Origin of the sequence: Streptomyces sp. NPDC088923 (assembly GCF_044749745.1) — a bacterium.
Taxonomy (GTDB): Bacteria; Actinomycetota; Actinomycetes; order Streptomycetales; family Streptomycetaceae; genus Streptomyces.
Genome location: NZ_JBIVIO010000001.1, coordinates 499,304 through 517,626, shown reverse-complemented (window position 1 = coordinate 517,626; position 18,323 = coordinate 499,304). Strand labels below are relative to the sequence as shown.

At 72.8% G+C, this 18,323-nt stretch carries 17 protein-coding genes; 4 read left to right on the top strand and 13 right to left on the bottom strand.

Annotated elements, in window-relative coordinates; translation table 11 throughout:
- The first annotated feature begins 43 nt into the window (after window positions 1-43).
- Genes ACIP4O_RS02500 through ACIP4O_RS02485 form a run of 4 tightly spaced genes read left to right on the top strand, consistent with a single transcriptional unit; the run spans window position 44 to window position 2,142 of the window.
- Window positions 44-460 (top strand): sortase-dependent protein, encoded by a 417-nt coding sequence (locus ACIP4O_RS02500; RefSeq protein ID WP_401570576.1) that lies wholly within the window; start codon window positions 44-46, stop codon window positions 458-460.
- 14 nt (window positions 461-474) lie between these two features.
- Window positions 475-1,092, top strand: a complete 618-nt coding sequence (locus ACIP4O_RS02495; protein ID WP_401573777.1) for a class F sortase — start codon at window positions 475-477, stop codon at window positions 1,090-1,092.
- Window positions 1,089-1,580: an RNA polymerase sigma factor gene (locus ACIP4O_RS02490; protein ID WP_361330881.1), complete on the top strand. Its 492-nt coding sequence runs from the start codon at window positions 1,089-1,091 to the stop codon at window positions 1,578-1,580. The genes ACIP4O_RS02495 and ACIP4O_RS02490 overlap by 4 nt, the downstream gene beginning before the upstream one ends.
- Window positions 1,561-2,142, top strand: coding sequence for a hypothetical protein (locus ACIP4O_RS02485; RefSeq protein ID WP_401570573.1), 582 nt, complete (start codon window positions 1,561-1,563; stop codon window positions 2,140-2,142). Before ACIP4O_RS02490 ends, ACIP4O_RS02485 begins: the two co-directional genes overlap by 20 nt.
- Window positions 2,143-2,192: 50 nt before the next feature.
- Here ACIP4O_RS02485 and ACIP4O_RS02480 read toward each other — a convergent pair whose 3' ends face one another.
- From ACIP4O_RS02480 to ACIP4O_RS02420, 13 genes are all read right to left on the bottom strand, one after another.
- On the bottom strand, window positions 2,193-3,254 hold the full coding sequence (locus tag ACIP4O_RS02480; RefSeq protein WP_401570571.1) for an NUDIX domain-containing protein: 1,062 nt from the start codon (window positions 3,252-3,254) through the stop codon (window positions 2,193-2,195).
- 199 nt (window positions 3,255-3,453) lie between these two features.
- Complete coding sequence (locus ACIP4O_RS02475; RefSeq protein WP_401570569.1) at window positions 3,454-4,026, bottom strand: RBBP9/YdeN family alpha/beta hydrolase; 573 nt, start codon at window positions 4,024-4,026, stop codon at window positions 3,454-3,456.
- A gap of 119 nt (window positions 4,027-4,145) precedes the next feature.
- Window positions 4,146-4,733 carry a TetR/AcrR family transcriptional regulator gene (locus tag ACIP4O_RS02470; RefSeq protein WP_361330893.1) on the bottom strand — a complete coding sequence of 196 codons (588 nt, stop codon included), beginning with the start codon at window positions 4,731-4,733 and terminating at the stop codon, window positions 4,146-4,148.
- Window positions 4,734-4,842: 109 nt separating this feature from the next.
- Window positions 4,843-6,339 carry a DUF6177 family protein gene (locus ACIP4O_RS02465; RefSeq protein WP_401570566.1) on the bottom strand — a complete coding sequence of 499 codons (1,497 nt, stop codon included), beginning with the start codon at window positions 6,337-6,339 and terminating at the stop codon, window positions 4,843-4,845.
- Window positions 6,336-10,352, bottom strand: a complete 4,017-nt coding sequence (gene eccCa / locus ACIP4O_RS02460; protein WP_401570563.1) for a type VII secretion protein EccCa — start codon at window positions 10,350-10,352, stop codon at window positions 6,336-6,338. Before eccCa ends, ACIP4O_RS02465 begins: the two co-directional genes overlap by 4 nt.
- The gene (locus ACIP4O_RS02455; RefSeq protein ID WP_401570560.1) at window positions 10,349-11,572 is read right to left on the bottom strand and encodes a hypothetical protein; all 1,224 of its coding nucleotides are present in this window, start codon (window positions 11,570-11,572) and stop codon (window positions 10,349-10,351) included. Before ACIP4O_RS02455 ends, eccCa begins: the two co-directional genes overlap by 4 nt.
- 26 nt (window positions 11,573-11,598) lie before the next feature.
- Window positions 11,599-12,921, bottom strand: a complete 1,323-nt coding sequence (eccD, locus tag ACIP4O_RS02450; RefSeq protein ID WP_401570557.1) for a type VII secretion integral membrane protein EccD — start codon at window positions 12,919-12,921, stop codon at window positions 11,599-11,601.
- Complete coding sequence (locus ACIP4O_RS02445) at window positions 12,918-13,154, bottom strand: hypothetical protein (RefSeq protein WP_361330906.1); 237 nt, start codon at window positions 13,152-13,154, stop codon at window positions 12,918-12,920. The genes eccD and ACIP4O_RS02445 overlap by 4 nt, the downstream gene beginning before the upstream one ends.
- A gap of 110 nt (window positions 13,155-13,264) precedes the next feature.
- Window positions 13,265-14,164, bottom strand: coding sequence for an immunity 49 family protein (locus ACIP4O_RS02440; protein ID WP_401570553.1), 900 nt, complete (start codon window positions 14,162-14,164; stop codon window positions 13,265-13,267).
- A gap of 14 nt (window positions 14,165-14,178) precedes the next feature.
- Window positions 14,179-14,820 carry a hypothetical protein gene (locus tag ACIP4O_RS02435; protein WP_401570551.1) on the bottom strand — a complete coding sequence of 214 codons (642 nt, stop codon included), beginning with the start codon at window positions 14,818-14,820 and terminating at the stop codon, window positions 14,179-14,181.
- A 48-nt stretch (window positions 14,821-14,868) separates the two neighbouring features.
- On the bottom strand, window positions 14,869-15,732 hold the full coding sequence (locus ACIP4O_RS02430; protein ID WP_401570548.1) for an immunity 49 family protein: 864 nt from the start codon (window positions 15,730-15,732) through the stop codon (window positions 14,869-14,871).
- A gap of 485 nt (window positions 15,733-16,217) precedes the next feature.
- Window positions 16,218-17,081, bottom strand: a complete 864-nt coding sequence (locus tag ACIP4O_RS02425) for an immunity 49 family protein (protein ID WP_401570545.1) — start codon at window positions 17,079-17,081, stop codon at window positions 16,218-16,220.
- A 406-nt stretch (window positions 17,082-17,487) separates the two neighbouring features.
- Window positions 17,488-18,282 (bottom strand): immunity 49 family protein, encoded by a 795-nt coding sequence (locus tag ACIP4O_RS02420; RefSeq protein WP_401570543.1) that lies wholly within the window; start codon window positions 18,280-18,282, stop codon window positions 17,488-17,490.
- Window positions 18,283-18,323 lie beyond the last annotated feature (41 nt).

Here is an 18,323-nt window from a genome sequence, read left to right as displayed (position 1 = left end):
GTGCGACACCGCGCGGGCCACCCCAGAGACGAAGGACCCCACCTTGCGACGCAGTTCGTTCCTGGCCGCCGCCGTACTCGCCGCCGCCCTCAGCACCGCCGCCGTCCCCGCCTTCGCGGACGAGGCCGCGCCCCGGCAGTCCGCCGCCGCCGCGAGCCCCGTTCCCTCCGCGAAGGCGGGCACGCGGGACTCCACTCCCCCGCCGAGCGCCGTCCCCTCCGAGGCCGGGAAGGAGGCCGCTCCCGTCCCGTCCGAGGCCAGGCAGGACTCCACCCCGGCTCCCGCCCCCGCGCGCGGGCAGGTCGGCACCGTCCCCGTCGGCGCCCCCGACACGGGCTCCGGCACCGACGCCTCCGGCGGCAGCGACACCGCTGTCATCGGCGGGGTCGCCTCCGCCTCCGTCCTGCTCGCCGGTGGCGTCGTGGTGCTGCGCCGCCGCCGTCAGGGCGCGGGGGCGTGAGGCGCGGCTCCGGGTTGCTCGTGGCCGGGCTCGCGCTGGTGTCGCTCCTCGGCACCGGCTGCGGGCCCGGCCCCGCCCGTACGGGCGACACGGGCGCCGCACCCGGTACGGCACGTACGACCGCGTCGCCCAGCCCGTCGTCCCGCAGTACGAGCGCGGCCCCGGACCCGAGTGCCTCGACCGCCCGCCCTACCCGCCTCCTCGTCCCCGCCGCGGGTGTCGACACCTCGCTGACGCCGCTCGGCCTCGCGCCAGACCGGACGGTGGAGGTGCCGCCGCTCGTCGCGCACGATGTCGCGGGCTGGTACGAGAACGGGCCGCTGCCGGGCGAGCGCGGTCCCGCCGTCGTGCTCGGGCACGTGACGACGGGGCCCCACCGCGACGGGGTGTTCCGGCGGCTGGGCGAGGTGCGGCGCGGGGACCGTGTCGTCGTGCGGCGGGCGGGCGGGGCCTCGGTGCGCTTCGACGTGGACCGGGTGCGTACCGTGGCGAAGACCGAGTTCCCCACGCAGGAGGTGTACGGGGACGTGAAGCGCGCCGAGCTGCGGCTCATCACCTGTGGCGGGCAGCGGAGTGCGGCAGGGTACTCGGCCAACGTCATCGTCTTCGCGCACCGCACGGGGGGCTCGTGAGGCGCCGCGAGCGGGAGGCCGCCGAGCTGTTCGCCGTGCTCTACCCGCGGCTCGCGGGGTGGGTACGGCGGCTCGTCGACGACGAGGGCACGGCGCACGAGATCGCCTCGGAAGCCTTCACGCGCCTGTGGGCGCGCTGGAGTTCGGTCGGTGAGCCGCGCGGCTTCCTGTACGTGACGGCCGCGAACCTCGTACGGGACCACTGGCGCGCCCTGGAGCGCGAACGCACCGCCCTGCGCCGCGCCGGCACCGAGACGGCGCTCCGCGAGCCGGAGCAACTCCCCGACCCCACCGTCAGGTTGCTCGTCCAGTCGCTCCCCGAGCGGCTGCGCGTGCCGATCCTGCTCCACTACTACGCCGATATGCCGGTCCGCGAGGTCGCCGCGTTCACCGGACGCAAGGAGGGCACGGTGAAGGCCGACCTGCACGCCGCCCGCGAACTGCTGCGAGCCCATCTGAGGAGGACCGTTGACCACCCGGTTCGATGACGAGGACCCTGCGGACGACCCGCTCTTCGTCCTCCTGCGCGGCGACGAGGGCACGGATCTTCTTGCCGCCCACGAAGGTCAGTTCGCGACGGTCCGCCGTCGTGCGCGCCGCCGCAGGGCGGTCCGTACGGGAGCGGGCGCTGCGCTCGCGACGGCGGCGGCGTGCGCCGCTCTGTTCACGCTGACGCCGCACGCGGCCGACCCGCCCGAGCGCCGCCAGCTCCCCCTCGGCCCGGGGCCTTCGGCGAGCGGCGCCCCGGCCACGCCGGGCGACCCGTCCGCGTCGGCGGAGCCGAGCCGCCCCACCGAGCAGACCCCGGCGCCCGTCCCGTCGCAACCGTCGACCGTTCCGGACGAGCGGCCGAGCGGTCCGGACGGACGGGAGAGCGACCCGGACGGACGGGAGAGCGACCCGAGGGCGCGGCCGACCGGCTCGGACACGCGCCCGGCCGCTCCGGACGCGGGCCCGGCCGATACGGCCGCACGCCCCACCGCCTCGGACGCGCGGCGGACCGCCTCGGGCGCGCGGCCGACCCCGGAAGAACCCTCCGCCGCGAGGTGAGCACGACGCCGGGCGGCGGGGCCGGGCGGTGGCCCGGACCCCGCGCCGGTTCACACGGTCGGGGCGAGCGGGTAGGTGTGCGGGAGCGCGAGGCCCGGGAGGGTGCCGGGGAAGGCCACCTCGATGACGTGCGCGGAGGGCGTGAAGATCGGTCCGAGCGTGGCGAGTTGCTCGCGCTCGTGCCACTCCCAGCGGGTGAAGAGGTGGGGCTCGGTGACGTGCGGGGTGCCGTGCCACTCCGTGGCGCGCACGGCGGCGGTGACGCGGCGGAGCCCCACGTGGTCGTCGTGGAGGAGGGCGAGGAGCCGGGTCGCGGTGGCGGTGAGCCCGGTCTCCTCGGCGAGTTCGCGGACGGCCGCGTCCGTCACGGACTCGCCTGCGTCCACCTTCCCGCCGGGCAGGCTCCACATCCCCTGGCCCGAACGCCCCAGCAGCACACGTCCGTTCGGGTCCGCGACCACGACCCCGGCCCCGAGCACCGCCTGCGCGACCGGCTCCCGGGCCATCTCGGCCACGCAGTACGAGCCGCCGGGGCGCCGCAGCACGAGGGCGGCGAGGCCGTCGACGTCGTACCGCTCGCACTCCTCGAAGGCCGCCGCCAATACGGTGAGTTCGTCCTCGTCCAGCGCGATCGCCCGACGCGAGTCCGGCAGCCGCTCCGCCACATGGGTCACCACGACGAGCGCGCCACCCTCCCGCAGGAGTGCGCCCAACTCCCGTACGACACGCGCGAGATCGCTCCAGTACGCGGCGACGCACCGTACCGTCACCAGCGCGTAGGCCCCCGCCTCGCCCACGCGCTCCCGCTCGGCGTCCGCCACCCGCAGGGCGACCCTGCCCCCGCACCGCTCCCGCGCGCGGGCGATGCCCCCTTCGGCGAAGTCGACGCCCTCGGTCTCGTACCCGAGCCCTTCGTGCAGGAAGGCGGCCAACGCGCCGGTCCCGCAGCCCACATCGAGTGCTCGCCCCGCGCCGACGGCGGCAGCGACCCGCCCGTACAGCGCCTTCTCCTCCTCGCCGAGCACCTGGAAGTCCTTGCCCGCCTCGTAGTGCGCGGACCAGTGGGCGGGCGGGACGGGCGAGGCGGCCGGGCCGGGCGAAGGCGTGGTCATGGGGGGATTCTGCGCCCCCGCGTCCGGGAACGGAAGGCGGGGCGGGGGAGGGAGGGGCCGGACGGAGGAGCCGGGGGGAGGGAGAGGCGCACGGGCGCGAGACGTGCCGGGGACGGGGCGCGCCCTCCGTCCGGCGGTCCCCTCCCCCCGACCCCTCCGTCCGGCGGGCCCTCAGCGACCCCTCCGTCCGGCGGGGAGGTCAGCGATCCGCCGGGTGCGGGTCCGGCGCCCCCACCTCCTCGAACCACCTCAGCAGCTCCCTGCCCTCCGCCCAATACCCCACCCCGCTCGCGGTGTTGAGGTGTCCCCGCCGTCCCGCGAGATGCCACTGGGCACCCCAGTCCTCGGCCAGCTCCGCCGACGTCTCGCTCGTGCAGTAAGGATCATCCGCGCTCGCCACGAGCACCGCCGGGCACGGCAGCGGCTCGGCGCGCAGGGGCACGAAGCCGGGGGCCGCCTGGGCCGGGAAGGCCGTGCCGCGCGGGTCGGGCGCCGCGACGAGGAAGGCCGCGACGCCCGCGGGCCTCGCCCGCCGCGCCCACTCCGCGACCGCCCAGCACCCCAGGCTGTGCGCCACGAACACGACGCGCCCCCGCCCGGCCACGGCCTCGTACGCCGCGCCCACGGCCCCCACCCAGTCCTCCAGGTCCGGCGCCGCCCACGACCCGGGCGCGATCCGCACCGCGTCCGCGCCCCACTCCGCCTCCCACAGGCTCTGCCAGTGCGCCTCGTCGGACCCGTCGATCCCCGGCACCACGACGTACGCCGCCATCCCTGCCCCCTCCTCGACCACGCTTCGGCAACCCCCTTACCGGCGGCCTCACTTGCTCCGCCCCGGGGAGCACCCCATCATGTCCGGTCGCGGGGGCTCGGGCACGGGCCGCCCGCACCTCACCCCGCCCGGTAGCGCAGCCCGTCCATGAGGAGGGCGACGACCCGGCCCGTGTAGGCGGGATCGTCGGGGTCGACGACGTTGGCGAGCGTGACGAGGAGGTCGTACGGGGAGAGCCCCGCACGGATCTCGCCGGTCGCGGCGGCGGCGTCCATGAGGCCCTCGATGACGGGGACGAAGCGGCTCTCGAAGTACTCGCGCAGCCCCTCGTACGCCGGATCGCCGGAGTGGAGCGCGCCGCTCAGCCCGCGTTTGGTCGCGACGAACCCGGCGAGCCGTTCGAGCCAGCGCACGAGCGCCTCGACGGGCGGGTGCGCGGCGGAGAGCGGCGCGGCGGCGGCCATGAGCGCGTCGACCTCGTGCCGGAAGACGGCGACGATGAGGTCCGAGCGGAGCGGGAAGTGCCGGTAGAGCGTGCCGACCCCGACCCCGGCCCGCTCCGTGATGTGCCGCACGGGGGCGTCCACGCCCTCCGCGCGGAACACCTCGGCGGCGGCGGCGAGCAGCGCGTCGAGGTTGCGCCGCACGTCCCGCCGCATGGCCCGGGGCGCCTCCGGCGCGGCGCCAGGGGTCTCGTCGGTGGCCACAGCGGCTCCTCCATCGAATCGGATCGTCGTTCCATATTGTACGGGGCGGGGCGGCGCGCCCCCACGGACGGACGACGGCCCCGCACCACGGCCCCGACGGACGCCGCCCTCAGCCCGCACCGGTGCCGGAACCGACGCCCGCACCGGAACCGGAACCGACGCCCGGACCCGCACCCGCACCGGAACCGCCCCCCGGGCCCGACTCCGTACCCCCCGCCCCCTCCCCCGTCACCCGCTCCAGCGCCCGCCACGCCGCCACCGCGTCGCTCCCGTCCCCCAGCCGGTACAGGCGTCCCGCCCCCGCGCCCGCGCCGAGCCGCGCGGAAGCGGGCAGCCCCGCGCCTGTCCGCGCGGAGTCCTCCGGCACGACGAGGCGCACCGGCACGGGCGGCGGCTCGAAGCGCGCGGGCACGGTGAGGTCCGCGCGTCCGGTCCGGTACGAGGCGAGCAGGCTCAGCAGACCGTGCCGCGCGTGCAGCTCACGAGCGACCTCGTCCACGGCGTCCGGACCCGCACCCCGTCCGCCCTCGTCGCGGCCCCCCTCAGCGCCGCCCGCGCCCCCTTCCCCCACCACCACCGTCACGTCCTCCTCGACCCCCTCCCGCGTCCGCAGCACCCGCACTGTCGCGAGCGCCCCCGCGCCGACGACGGTGAGCAGCGTCGGCCGGGGCGCGCGGGCGCGGGCCAGTTCGGTGAGCTGCCGCCGCGACCAGGGGTTCCCCGCCGGTTCCGCGGTGCCCCAGCCCTGCGGTGCCGCGCCCGTGAGCCGCCGGAACAGCGCTTCGAGCGCGCCGCCGAGCAGCAGCTCCGCGTCCGGGTGGTGCCGGGTGCGCACTTGCAGGACGAGCTGCCGCACCGCCCCCGCGACCGGCTCGCGGAAGGGCTCCACGAGGATCGCCGCGCCGCGCTCGTCGAGGTCCGGGCCGAAGGCCCCGCCGCTCCAGCGCAGCCGGACGCCCGAGAGGCCGTCGTACAGACCCCGCCGCTCGTCCCGTACCACCCAGCGGTGCGGCAGCCCGCGCAGCGCGGTGCGCAGCGGGAGCGTGAGGCGGCTCGCGGGCGGGGTGACGAGCTGGAGGGCGCGGCCGCTGTCGGCCGCGTGCCGCAGGGCGTCGGCGAGCCACGTACTGAGCGGGACGACGGGCCGGTCCTGCATGACGACCAGGGCGCGCGGCGTGAGCACGTCCACGGCGGGGATGCCGGTGTCGGGCACGGGGACCGCGGCGATGTCGGTACGGAGCGGGACGACGTCGGTCGTGAGGGCGTCCGGGGGCCACACGGTGCCGCCGAGGACGGTCACGAGCCGCCCGGCGAAGGAGCGGGCGAGCGCGTACGCCTCGGGTACCGCCGTCGAGGCACGGGCCTCGGTCCACCACACGGGGCCCTCGGGGGCGACGCCGAGCAGCCGGCGCACCTCGGCGGGCACCCGTACGAGCGCCGAAGCCTCGATCGCGACGAGCGGGCGCCCGTCGGGGGCGCACAGCTGGGTGACGGCGCTCCGCGCCGTCGTGTCCAGGCGGAGGTCGGGGCCGCCCGCGAAGAGGCCCGCGAGGAGCGTCGCGCGGTCGGGCGGCGCGGCGGTCAGCGCGATGACGTCGCGGGTCACGGCGCGGGCTCGCTGGTGAGGGCCAGCTGGACGAGGCGGGGCCGCCCTCCGCGCCGTACGAGCATGCCGCGCCCCGGCGGCTGGTGGCTCGCGTGGACGCCGGGGAAGAGCTGCCCCTCCGCGCGTTCGCCGTCCATGACGAGCGCGGTCGCGCCCGTCTCGCGCAGCGCGGTGAGGAGCGGCTCGTACAGCGCGCGCCCCGCGCCCGCGGCGCGGCGGGCGAGGACGAAGTGCAGGCCGAGGTCCTGGGCCGAGGAGAGGTAGGGGAGGAAGGCGGCGAGGGGTTGTTGCCCGGCCGTGGCGAGGATGTCGTAGTCGTCGACGAGGATCACGATGCGGGGACCGGTGAAGGCGGGGCCGCTCTCGGCGGCGTCCGGGTCGGCGCTCTCGGGCAGGCGCCGGGCGAGTTCCTTCGCGATGCCGGTGGCGAGCGCGTCGGCGAGCCGCGCGTTGTGCGCGTAGCCGCCCCGGTACGGCTCGGGAACGACGCCGCGCAGGCCCCGGCGCGGGTCGAAGACGCCGAAGACGAGTTCCTTCGCGCTGTGCCGGGCGACGAGTTGGGAGACGACGAGCTTCAACAGGTTGGTCTTGCCGCACTCGTTGTCGCCGAGGACGAGCAAGTGCTGTTCCTGCCCGAAGAGGTCGAGGAGTACGGGCCCGAGGGTGTCCTGTTCGACGCCGAGCGGGACGCGGTCAGGTTCGGCGGCGGGTCCGGGCAGCCGGTGCGCGGGGAGCTCGGCGGGCAGCATCCGTACCTGCGGGGCGACCTCGCCTGGCCAGGCGGCGCGCAGGGTCCGCGCGGCCTGCTCGACGGCCCCGCCGAGGTCGCCGGTCGCGGCCTCGCGGTCGATACGGGGCAGGGCGACCTGGGCGAAGAGGCGGCCGTCGGTGAGGGCGCGGCCCGGGGTCGCGGCGTCGAGCGTCGCGGAGAGCTTGCGGTCCACGGTGGAGTCGCCGGGGTCGTTGAGGTGGAGTTCGACGCGGGTGCCGAAGAGCGACTGGGCGGCGATACGGACGTCGTTCCAGCGCAGCATCCCGGCGACGACGTGCACCCCGTAGGCGCCGCCCCGCTTGAGCAGGTCGGTGACGTCCTCGTCGAGCGCGGCGAACTCCTCACGCAGGGCGCCGTATCCGTCGACGAGCAACACCACGTCCGTGGAGCCGAGTTCACTCGCCTTTCCCTGGGCGCGCAGGTGGCGCAGCTCGTCGAGCGAGTCGATGCCGTGGCGGCGGAAGGCCTCCTCGCGCGCGGCGAGCGCGGCGCGGACCTCGGCGACGGTGCGGGCCGCGCGCTCGTGGTCGGCGCGGCCCGCGATGCCGCCGACGTGCGGCAGGCGGGAGAGCGCGGCGAGGCCGCCACCCGCGAGGTCGAGGCCGTAGAGCGCGACGTCGTACGGGGTGTGGACGAGGGCGAGGGAGAGGGCGAGGGTGCGCAGCAGGGTCGTCTTGCCCGACTGCGGGCCGCCGATGACGGCGAGGTGCCCGCCCGCGCGGGTCAGGTCCACGTACCAGGGCTCCTGCCGCTGCCGCGCGGGATCGTCCAGGACGCCGACGGGAACCCGCAGCGGGCCCTTGGGGCGTGGCAGGCGGAGCCCTTCGTGCGTGGCCTCCAGGGGGCCCGCGGCCTGGTCGAGGGTGACGGCGCCGGGCAGGGGCGGCAGCCAGATGCGGCGTACGGGCGGTGCGGCGGCGAGCTGGTCGACCATGACGCCGAGCAGCCCGGTCCCGGTCGCGGGCGGCGTGGCGGCGGGACCGGCCTCGGGGGCCGGTTCGGCGCTCGGCAGCGCGCGGGTGGGGTACGGCAGCACGCGCGGCGCCGCGTCCTCCTCCCGCTCGCGCACCGGGCTCGCGTAACTCCCGGACACGTACGCCGTTTTGAAGCGCTCGTACGTGGACGTGTCGACCTTCAGGTAGCCGAAGCCGGGCAGCGGCGGGAGGTGGAAGGCGTCGGTGGTGTCGAGGACGGTGCGGGACTCCTCGGCGGAGAAGGTGCGCAGGCCGAGGCGGTAGGAGAGGTAGGTGTCGAGTCCCTTCAGGCGCCCGCCCTCGATGCGCTGGCTGGCGAGGAGCAGGTGCACGCCGATAGAGCGGCCGATACGTCCGATGGAGAGGAAGAGGTCGATGAAGTCCGGTTTCGCGGTGAGGAGTTCACCGAACTCGTCGATGACTACGAAGAGGTGCGGGAGCGCTTCGAGGTCCGGTCTGCGCGTGGCGCGCTCGTGGGCGTACGCGCCGATGTCGGCGAAGTTCCCGGCGTCCTTGAGGACTTGCTGTCTGCGCTTGACCTCGCCCGCGAGCGAGGCGTGCACGCGTTCCACGAGTCCCGCCTGGTTTTCCAGGTTGGTGATCATCCCGGCGACGTGCGGGAGGCGCGTGAAGGGCGCGAAGGTGGCGCCGCCCTTGTAGTCGACGAGGACGAGGGCGAGTTGCTCCGGGGTGTGGGTCGCGGCGAGGGCGAGGACGAGGGTGCGCAGGAGTTCGCTCTTGCCGGAGCCGGTGGCGCCGACGCACAGTCCGTGCGGCCCCATGCCGAGCTGCGCGGACTCCTTGAGGTCGAGGAGGACGGGTTCGTGCCGGTCGGTGAGGCCGATCGGCACCCGCAGCAACTCGCGCGCGGAGCGCGGTCGCCACAGCTCGGCGAGGTCGAGCCGGGCCGCGTCCTCGATGCCGAGGAGGGCGGGGAAGTCGACGGGCCCGGCGACGGGCGTCCCCTCGGCGGCCGACTCGGCGGAGAGCCGCAGGGGGGCGAGGGCGCGGGCGAGGCCCTCGGCGGCGGGGGTGCTCACCTCGTCGGCGCGTCCGGGGACGGGGGCGGGGGGCGCGGAGGCCTGGGGCACGGCGGACGGGGAGCCGCTCGGTGCGGGCGCCCGCAGGTCCTCCACGAGCAGCCGTTCCCCGTCGACGGTGACCCGTACCGCCACGTGGTCCGGTTCGTGCACCCGCTCGCTGAGCAGGTGCAGCACCGTGACGCCCATGTCGGCGAGGCCGATCGCCTCGTCGGGGCGCCGCAGTTCGGCCGCGACGTCCCCGTACGTGTCGCTGACGACGAGCAGCCGGCCGCCCATCCGCAGCGCCTCCCTGGCCGCGAGCCCGCGCCGCACCTCGGCCGCGTACCCGGCCCTGCGCCCGAGGTCGCCCGCGATGAGCGCGGCGAGTTCCGCGGGCGCGGCCGCGATGCGCCGCGCGGGCAGCGGCCCGTCGAAGCGCTGCGGGTCGAGGACGTGGGGCAGCCACTTCGCCCACTCCCACTCCGCCTCGTCCGCGCTCGCGACGGCGAGCGCCACGTCGTCGGGCGCGTGCGTCGCCGCGGCCTGCACGAGCAGCGCCCGCACGACCCGCAGCACGTCCTCGCGCGCCCCGACGACGCTGACGTTGCCGACGCCGTCGAGCGGCACGGTGAGCGGGAACCCGGCGGCGCTCGTGAAGCGCTGCCGCAGCGCCCGCGCCTCGTTGAGCATGAAGGGATCGGGCGGCGTCAGCGCCCCCGACCCCGTCACGTGCTCGGCGATGTCGAGGTCCTGCACCACGACGTCACCCGTCCCGGCCCGTACGCGCAGGAAGTCGGCGTCCGTGCGCCGCCGTTCCCAGCGGCGCGCCGGGTCGCGGACGAGGTCGAGCAGCGCGGCGGGCGCCGGGTCGAGGAGCAACGCCGCTTCCCTTCGCGCCCGTTCCTCGTCCGCCAGCTCCTCACGCAGCCGCTCCAGGTACTCCAGGTACCGCTCGCGCTGCACGCGCCGGGTGCGCCCCGCCTTGCCGCGCTGCGAGAGGAACAGCGCGAGCGCGCCGCACAGCGCGAGGACGAGGACGAGCGCGCCGAGCACCGCGTACTGGCTGTTGCGGACGATCGTCATCATGACGACGGAACTCATCACCCCGGCGAGCGGCAGCAGCGCCGTCGCCGCGTTGCCGACCTTGCCCTCGGGCAGGTTCGGCGGGGGTTCGATCGCGCGCGGCGCGGGCGGCGGCAGCGGCCGCGTGGCGCGCGCGGGACGGTGGACGAGCCGCTGTGTCATCGCGTCCGCACCGCCCGCCCGAGCGCTTCGGCCGCGAGCCGCAGCGCGGTGGCGCGCGCGGCCTCGCCGAGGCGGTCCGCGTGCACGGGTCCGCCCTGCCCCAAGTGCCGGTCGTACGGCAGGAGTACGACAGGGACGCCGGTCTCGGCGAGGTGCTCGCGCGCCGTCGTCGGATCGAGAGTCGCGTCGGGCGAGGTCGCGTTGAGGACCACGACGGTGTTCTCCCGCGCGGCAGGGAGCAGGCCGAGGAGCCAGTCGAGGACCTGGCGGGTGCCGTGGACGCCCTCGGCGGTCGCCGGGGTGACGAGCACGCGCGCGTGCGCGGTGCCGAGCGCCGTGCGCGCGACCTGGCCGGGCAGCGCGTCGCAGTCGACGACGGTCACGCCGAAGTGGCGGCGCAGCGCGAGGGCGACCGTGTAGTACGTACGCCCGGCGAGCGGATTGCCGACCTGCCCCCGGCTCGCCGGCAACAGCCAGCCGCCCTCTTCGAGTTGCACGAGGTAGCCGGTCACGTCGGTGAGACGCGCCTGCGGCGTGAGCACGTCCGCGAGGTCCCCGACCGTCCAGCGGACGGTGCGGGCGCCGAGGCGCAGCGGGAGCGTGCCGAGCGCCGCGTCGGCCTCCAGTCCGAGCACGGGATCGTGCCGGTAGTGCGCGTAGGTACGGGTGAGCAGCGCCGCCACGGTCGTTTTGCCCGCCCCGCCGCGCAAGGACGTCACAGCGATGACCCGTCCCGTCGTGACCGGCTGCTGCACGGCCTCCGCGAGACGCGCCGCGTTCCCCGCCTCCTTCGCCGCGGGCGCCGCGAGCCTGCGCAGCCCGGCCCCCGCCCGGCGCGCGAGCGCGTCGCCGTGGCGGGGCGGACCGAGGGCGAGGAGGAGCCGCGGATCGGCGACGGGCGCGGATTCGGGGACGGCGGCGGGGCGCTGGACCTCGCCGGGGGTACGGGGGGCGAGTTCGCGGCCGGGGGTGGCTTCGGGCGCGGGGGGACGGGGGCGGACGGGCTCGCGGACGGGGCCCGCGGGGTCGGGGGTGCGGGGGCGGGTGGGGGCTGCGGGGTCGGGGGTACGGGCCGGCGCGGGGTCGGGGGTACGGGACGGGGCGGGCCCGGGGGTACGGGCCGGGGCGGGCGGGTCAGCGGGCCGCGAGCGCTCCCCTCCGGCCTCCGCCGCCCCCACCTCCCGTATCAAGTCACGCTGCCAATCGCTCGGCGCCGTCATCCCGTCCCCCGCTCCGTACCCGCCGCTTACGAGAAAGTGTCCAGCAGCCGCGCGTACACCCCGAACTCTCCCAGGAGCAGGGGCAGCAGCGCCACGACCGCCAGGGACTCCAGGCTGTCACCCGCCTGCCGCAGCCGCACCCGTACGTGCTCGGCGGGCTCCGCGAAGAGCACCGCGAGGCACGCCGCGGCGAGCACCACGAGCACCGCCAACGCCCCTTGCGCACCCGCGTGTTCGCGCCAGGTGAGGAGCAGCGCGAGGACGACGGCGGCGGACCCGGCGAGGAGCACCGCGACCTGCGCGGCGAGCGGAAAGGCGCGGGCGCGCAGCGCGAGGGCGAGCGCGGTCGCCGCCGCGAGCGACACCGTCCACACCGAGACCTCGCGCAGCAGTACGATCCCCGCCCCCGCGGTCGAGACCGCGAGGACACAGGTGGCGAGGCTCAGCCCCCGGTGCGTCGCGGCGAGCGCCGCGCCCACCCGGTGCCGGCTCACCGAGGCCCCGGCCGCGCGCCGGTCGTCGAGCGCGGTGAGCCCGGAGGCCATGAGCGCGAGCCGGGGCAGCACACCGAGCAGGACGACACCCACGACGGCGGCGAGCGCACCGGCCCGTACCGCACCCCCGGCCGCGAGCACCGCCTCCCACACGAGCAACGAGGCGCCGAGCGCACCGGCCCCGAACAGCGCCCCGCGCCCGAGCGGCGTGCACCACGCGGCGAACAGCAGCGCGAGCCCCACCGCCCCGGCGACCCCGGCGAGGCGCGCGGCGCCCGACCAGTCCCCGGCGTCCGCGTACGTCCACGCGGCGAGCACCGCGAGCCCCCCGCCCGCCCCGGTCAGCGCGGCGGCGGGCGCTGCCCTGCCCCGTAGCAACGGGGCCGCCGCGAGGCACAGCACGGCGACCACGAGGAGCACGCCCGCCACGGTGCCGGGCGTGGCCTCGCCGCGCGCGACGATCCCGGCGGCGAGCGCCCAGCCGGTCGCCGCGAGCCCGGCCGCGGAGCGCCGTGCCCCCGGCCCCCAGCGCCAGGCCCGTACCTCCAGGTCGGCGGCGGCCTCGTCGCTCACGTCGTGCACGACCGGCGCCGAGGGCGCGTCCTCGGCCCGTACGAGGCGCAGCACCGCGCCGTCCGCGATTCCGGCACCCTCCAGCGTCACGTCCTGCGCCAGCGCCTCACCCTCGACGGTGATCAACTGCCGTACCTCGGGCCGCTCCCCGACCCGGTCGTCGAGCACTCGCAGGATCTCCGGCAGCAGCACCCCGACCGGCTCCCCGGCCGGAAGGACCAGATCGGCCCGCCGCCGCTCCCCGACCAGCGTCACCCTGCTCAGCGCGCCCGTACCACTCACCGCGTCGACACCCCGTACGTGCTCTTCCCGATCACCCGGTGCGAGAGGAACGACCACCCGACGCACCCCGCGCACAGCACCGCCGCGATCACCATCCCGACGACGGCCTTCCCCACCCGCTCGTCCCAGGCCCGCCTGCCGCGCCGCCCCCCGAACACCACGGCATCACGCAACCTTCGCCGCCGCACGGCGACCGACTCCAGCAACTGCCCGTCATAGTCCTGCGCACCCACAACGGCCCCCTCCCCCTTCGTCCCCCAAGAAAATCCCCCACCACACCCCACGAGGGCAAGTGGGTACCGCACGGGCACGCTCGGCGTCGGCTGCCGGCCCACCCGTCGGTTCACGTGGGGAACTCCCCCACCCACTCCCCGCTGAGGAGAAAGTGAGGAATGTAGGGCGACTCCACATCGATCGGGAAGCCCGCGTCCCGAGCAAGGCAAGCCATCGCCAGAAGGGGAAGCGAAAAGAAACCGGCGATATTCTTCACCGAGTCTTCATTCGCAGACCAGAACGACTTATGCAGCTTCAGCGCATCAATCAGAGCAGGGCCGAACTCATCCCGCTTGTCCCGAAGAAACAGATAGAACAAGTTGATCGGCGGATACAGCGCCTTGTTCATCGTCTCGCCGTCCACCACCCGCAACACGGACGGGTGCGACAGCTGAATCGCAGCCGTCAACTTCTCCGCAAGATCAGACCGCCCCACACAATATGCCTGAAGAGCACCCACCCAATTCGGCAAATACTCATCAAAATGGAAAGGAGCCTCTCGCATCAACGCAACAGGAACCTCGCACAATGCATCGGCCCGAGGGCCGTCCCGGCACACCACCGCAAGGTAGAAGGCGTTAAGCCAATACCTGAAATTCGGCTGACGACGCTGATCCTCCGCGGGAAGCGGCACAGTGCGCTCAACTCGGGCTACCCGTTCCACTACAGGCCCCACTGCGCCCGGCATACCCAGCCGGAAATAAAGCGAGCCCAACTGCAACGCCGTCGTCACAGCCTCCCACGTCGGCAACCCCGAAGCCTCCGGGTCGATCGCCAACCGCGCTCGCACCAAGCTGAGGGACGTCCGAAAATCCATGTCAATCATTTCGGGCGACTGCTCCAGCGAATCCACACCCTCCGCAACGCTTTGCTCCAGTCGGCTCGCCGCATCAACGGCATACGGCCCCAGGGTGCCGTGGCGCACGATCTTCACCGGAAGTCCCTCTTCACCCTCAATACGTATGGACACACGCCCCCTTCCCCTCACAGACGGTCGGTGAGATCGGGCCCGCGACCATCGATGACGTCGGGCACGGCAAGGCCGTACCCCTCGGCGCGCCCGAAGTACGTCATCTCCCCCTCCACCGCCTTCACGCCGAGAAGCGCGTCGAGTTCTCCGAGCGCCGCAGCGAGCCTCGGAGCATTGCGCCGATGAACCTCCGGATGCGGAACCCCCCGAAAATCGAAATACCCCCAGACATCATGGAAGACCGCCACATCCGCCGAGAGTTCACGCTCATCCGGATCGACACTCAACACCACGAGCCCCTCCTCGCGCCGCTCCTCCCCGTCGGCATCAATCCACACGCCCCGCCCCGAGACCGACAGGTTCCCGACCCGTGCATCCGGATATCCCGAAGGCCGACTCGCCTCGATACGCCTGCCGAGGTCAGCCGAGTCGAGCCGGCCCCGCACCGGGAGCACCGTCCTGATCCCGATACCACCCACCTCGTAGACGAACCAGAACCACTCCACCTGCTCCGGCTCCAGAAGACCACGCCCCCGCAACACCGCCGCCATCCGCGCCGCCACATCCAGCCCCGACGCCAGCCCCGGCGGCGCGACACCACCCAACGCCCACTCCCACGAACCGCACTCCTCGGGCGCACGCATCAGGACGGACACGCGGCCCCTCCGCAGGGGCGAGGCGTCACATCGACTCCTGAATGCCGCTCACGTGGGGAACTCCCCCACCCATTCCCCACTGAGGAGAAAGTGAGGAATGTAGGGCGACTCCACGTCGATCGGAAAGCCCGCGTCGTGGGCGAGGCAGGCGATCGCCAAGAGGGGAAGTGAATAGAAGCCGGAGATGTCGTTCACCCGGTCCTCATCGGCAGACCAGAACGACCTGTGCAACTTCAGTGCGTCCACCAGCGCAGGACCGAACTCATCCCGCTTGTTCCGCAGGAAGAGGTAGAACAAATTGATCGGCGGATACAGCACCTTGTTCATCGTGTCGCCATCCGCCACCCGCAACACGGACGGGTGGGACAGCTGAATCGCAGCCGTCAACTTCTCCGCAAGATCGGACCGCCCGACACAGTACGCCTGAAGAGCATCCACCCAATTCGGCAGGTACTCATCGAAATGGAAAGGCGCCTCCCGCATCAACGCAACAGGGACCTCGGACAACGCATTGGCTCGGGGCCCATCCCGGCACACCACCGCAAGATAAAAGGCATCCTGCCAGTAACTGAAATTGGGCCTACGCCGCTGATCCTCTGCCGGGAGCGGCACGGACCGTTCCACCCGGGCAACCCGCTCCACCACGGGACCCACAGCGTCCGGAGCGCCCAACCGAAAATAGAGCGACCCCAACTGCAGCGCCGTCGTCACAGCCTTCCACGTCGGCAACTCCGCAGCCTCCGGATCGAGCGCCAACCGAAATTCCGTTGAGGTGATGGATTTGAGAAAGTAGGCATCAATCATGCCCGGGGACCGCTCCAGCGAATCCACAGCCTCCGCCACTCCATGTTCCATCCGGCTCGCCGCATCAACGGCATACGGCCCCAGGATGCCGTGGCGCGCGATCTTCACGTCAAATCCTCCCTCTGCCTCGACACGCATGGACAACAGGCCCCCTTTCCTGCTCACAGACGGTCGGTATGAGCGCGGGGCCCCGACCGTCGATGCCGCCGGGCTTGGAGATGCCGCACCCCTCAGCAGGCCCGAGGTACGTCACTGCCCCCTCCTGCCGACTCACACCGGGAAGGGGTCGAGTCCTCCGAGCGCCACAGGGGGCCTCGGGGCATTGCGGAGTAAACCTCCGGATGCGAAACACTCCGAGAACTGAAATTCCCCAAACATCCTGGGAGACTGCCACGTCCGCCGGGACTTCACGCGCATCCGGATCGACGCTCAACACCACGAGCGCTCTCCACGGCATCCATCCACACGCCGACCGGACTTCAACCCCGGCGGCGCGACACCACCCAACTCCCCCTCCCACGAACCACACTCCTCTGGCACACGCATCAGGAGGGACAAGCCCCATCCCCGCACGATGCCCTCCGAGCGCCGCTTCACGTGGGGAACTCCCCCACCCACTCCCCACTGAGGAGAAAGTGAGGAATGTAGGGCGACTCCACATCGATCGGAAACCCCGCGTCCCGAGCGAGGCAAGCCATCGCCAGAAGGGGAAGCGAAAAGAAACCGGCGATACCCTTCACCGAGTCTTCATTCGCAGACCAGTACGACTTATGCAGCTTCAGCGCATCAATCAGAGCAGGGCCGAACTCCTCCCGCTTGTCCCGAAGAAAAAGATAGAACAAGTTGATCGGGGGATACAGCACCTTGTTCATCGTCTCGCCGTCCACCACCCGCAACACGGATGGGTGGGACAGCTGAATCGCAGCCGTCAACTTCTCCGCAAGATCGGACCGCCCGACACAGTACGACTGAAGAGCATCCACCCAATTCGACAAATACTCATCAAAATAGAAAGGAGCCTCTCGCATCAACGCAACAGGAATTTCGCACAATGCATCGGCCCGCGGCCCGTCCCGGCACACCACCGCCAGGTAGAAGGCATCGAGCCAGTATCCGAAATTCGGCTTACGACGCTGCCCCTCCGCCGGAAGCGGCACAGACCGCTCCACTCGAGCCACTCGCTCCACCACGGGCCCCACAGCATCCGGAGCACCCAGCCGAAAATAAAGGGAACCCAACTGCGTGGCGGTGGTCACGGCCTTCCACGTCGGCAACTCCGCACCCTCCGGGTCGATCGCCAATCGCGCCCGCACCCAGGAAATGGAGTCACGGAAGTAGGCATCAATCATGCCCGGGGACCGCTCCAGAGACTCCACATCTTCGGCTACCTCCTTCTCCAAATCACTCGCCAACTCGGCGGCGTAAGGGCCGAGCACACCGTGGCGCGCGATCTTCACCGGCACTCCCTCTCCCCCATCACGCAAGGACAAACGCCCCCTTACGCTCACAAACGGTCGGTGAGATCAGGACCTCGACGGTCGATGATGTCGGGCACGGCAAGGCCGTACCCCTCGGCTGGCCCGAAGTACGTCATCCTTCCTCCTCTCCCTTTACACCGAGAAGTGCGTCGAGTCCCTCGAGGGCCGCAGCGAGCCTTAGAGCATTGCGCCGGTAAATCTCGCCGACATGCCCGATCCCGCGACCGCCCACCCCGCCACCTCTTAGACGAACTAGAACCAAGCGCCGGCGGCGCGACACCACCCAACGCCCACTCTCAGAACCACACTCCGCAGGCGCATGCATCAGACCCGACACACGACTCCCCCGCCGGGGCGAGACGTCACATCGCCCCCTGCACGCCGGTCACGTCGGGAACTCTCCCACCCACTCCCCGCTGAGGAGAAAGTGAGGAATGTAGGGCGACTCCACATCGATCGGGAAACCCGCGTCCCGAGCGAGACAGGCCATCGCCAGAAGGGGGAGCGAAAAGAAGCCAGCAGTGTTCTTCGCCGTGTCTTCGCCCGCAGACCAGTACGCCCTGTGCAGCTTCAGCGCATCTACAAGCGCAGGACCGAACTCATCCCGCTTATTCCGGAGGAACAAGTAAAAGAGGTTGATCGGCGGATACAGCACCTTATTCATCATGCCACTGTCCACAACCCGCAACACCGACGGATCAGACAACTGAATCGCAGCCGTCAGCTTCTCCCCAAGATCAGCCCGTCCCACACAATACGACTGAAGGGCATCCACCCAATTCGGCAAATACTCATCAAAATGAAAAGGAGCCTCCCGCATCAACGCAACGGGAACCTCACACAAAGCATTGGCCCGAGCCCCGTCCCGGCACACCACCGCAAGGTAGAACGCATCAAGCCAGTACCCGAAATTCGGCTTACGACGCTGATCCTCCGCCGGGAGCGGTACAGACCGCTCCACCCGAGCAACCCGCTCCACCACAGGATCCACAGCCCCTGGCGCACCCAGCCGAAAATACAACGACCCCAACTGCATCGCCGTTGTCACGGCCTTCCACGTCGGCAACTCCGCAGCCTCGGGATCAATCGCAACCCTGGCCCGCACATAGGAAACAGACTTGCGAAAATAGGCGTCAATCATTCCCGGAGACCGCTCGAGAGACTCCACACTCTCCGCCAAGCTCTTCTCCTGGCTGCTCGCCGATTCGGCAGCGTGGGGCC

Coding starts and splice junctions, on each gene's coding strand:
- ACIP4O_RS02480 (WP_401570571.1), bottom strand. CDS start 3,254: ATGACCACGCCTTCGCCCGGCCCGGCCGCCTCGCCCGTCCCGCCCGCC.
- ACIP4O_RS02455 (WP_401570560.1), bottom strand. CDS start 11,572: ATGACGGCGCCGAGCGATTGGCAGCGTGACTTGATACGGGAGGTGGGG.
- eccCa (WP_401570563.1), bottom strand. CDS start 10,352: ATGACACAGCGGCTCGTCCACCGTCCCGCGCGCGCCACGCGGCCGCTG.
- ACIP4O_RS02475 (WP_401570569.1), bottom strand. CDS start 4,026: ATGGCGGCGTACGTCGTGGTGCCGGGGATCGACGGGTCCGACGAGGCG.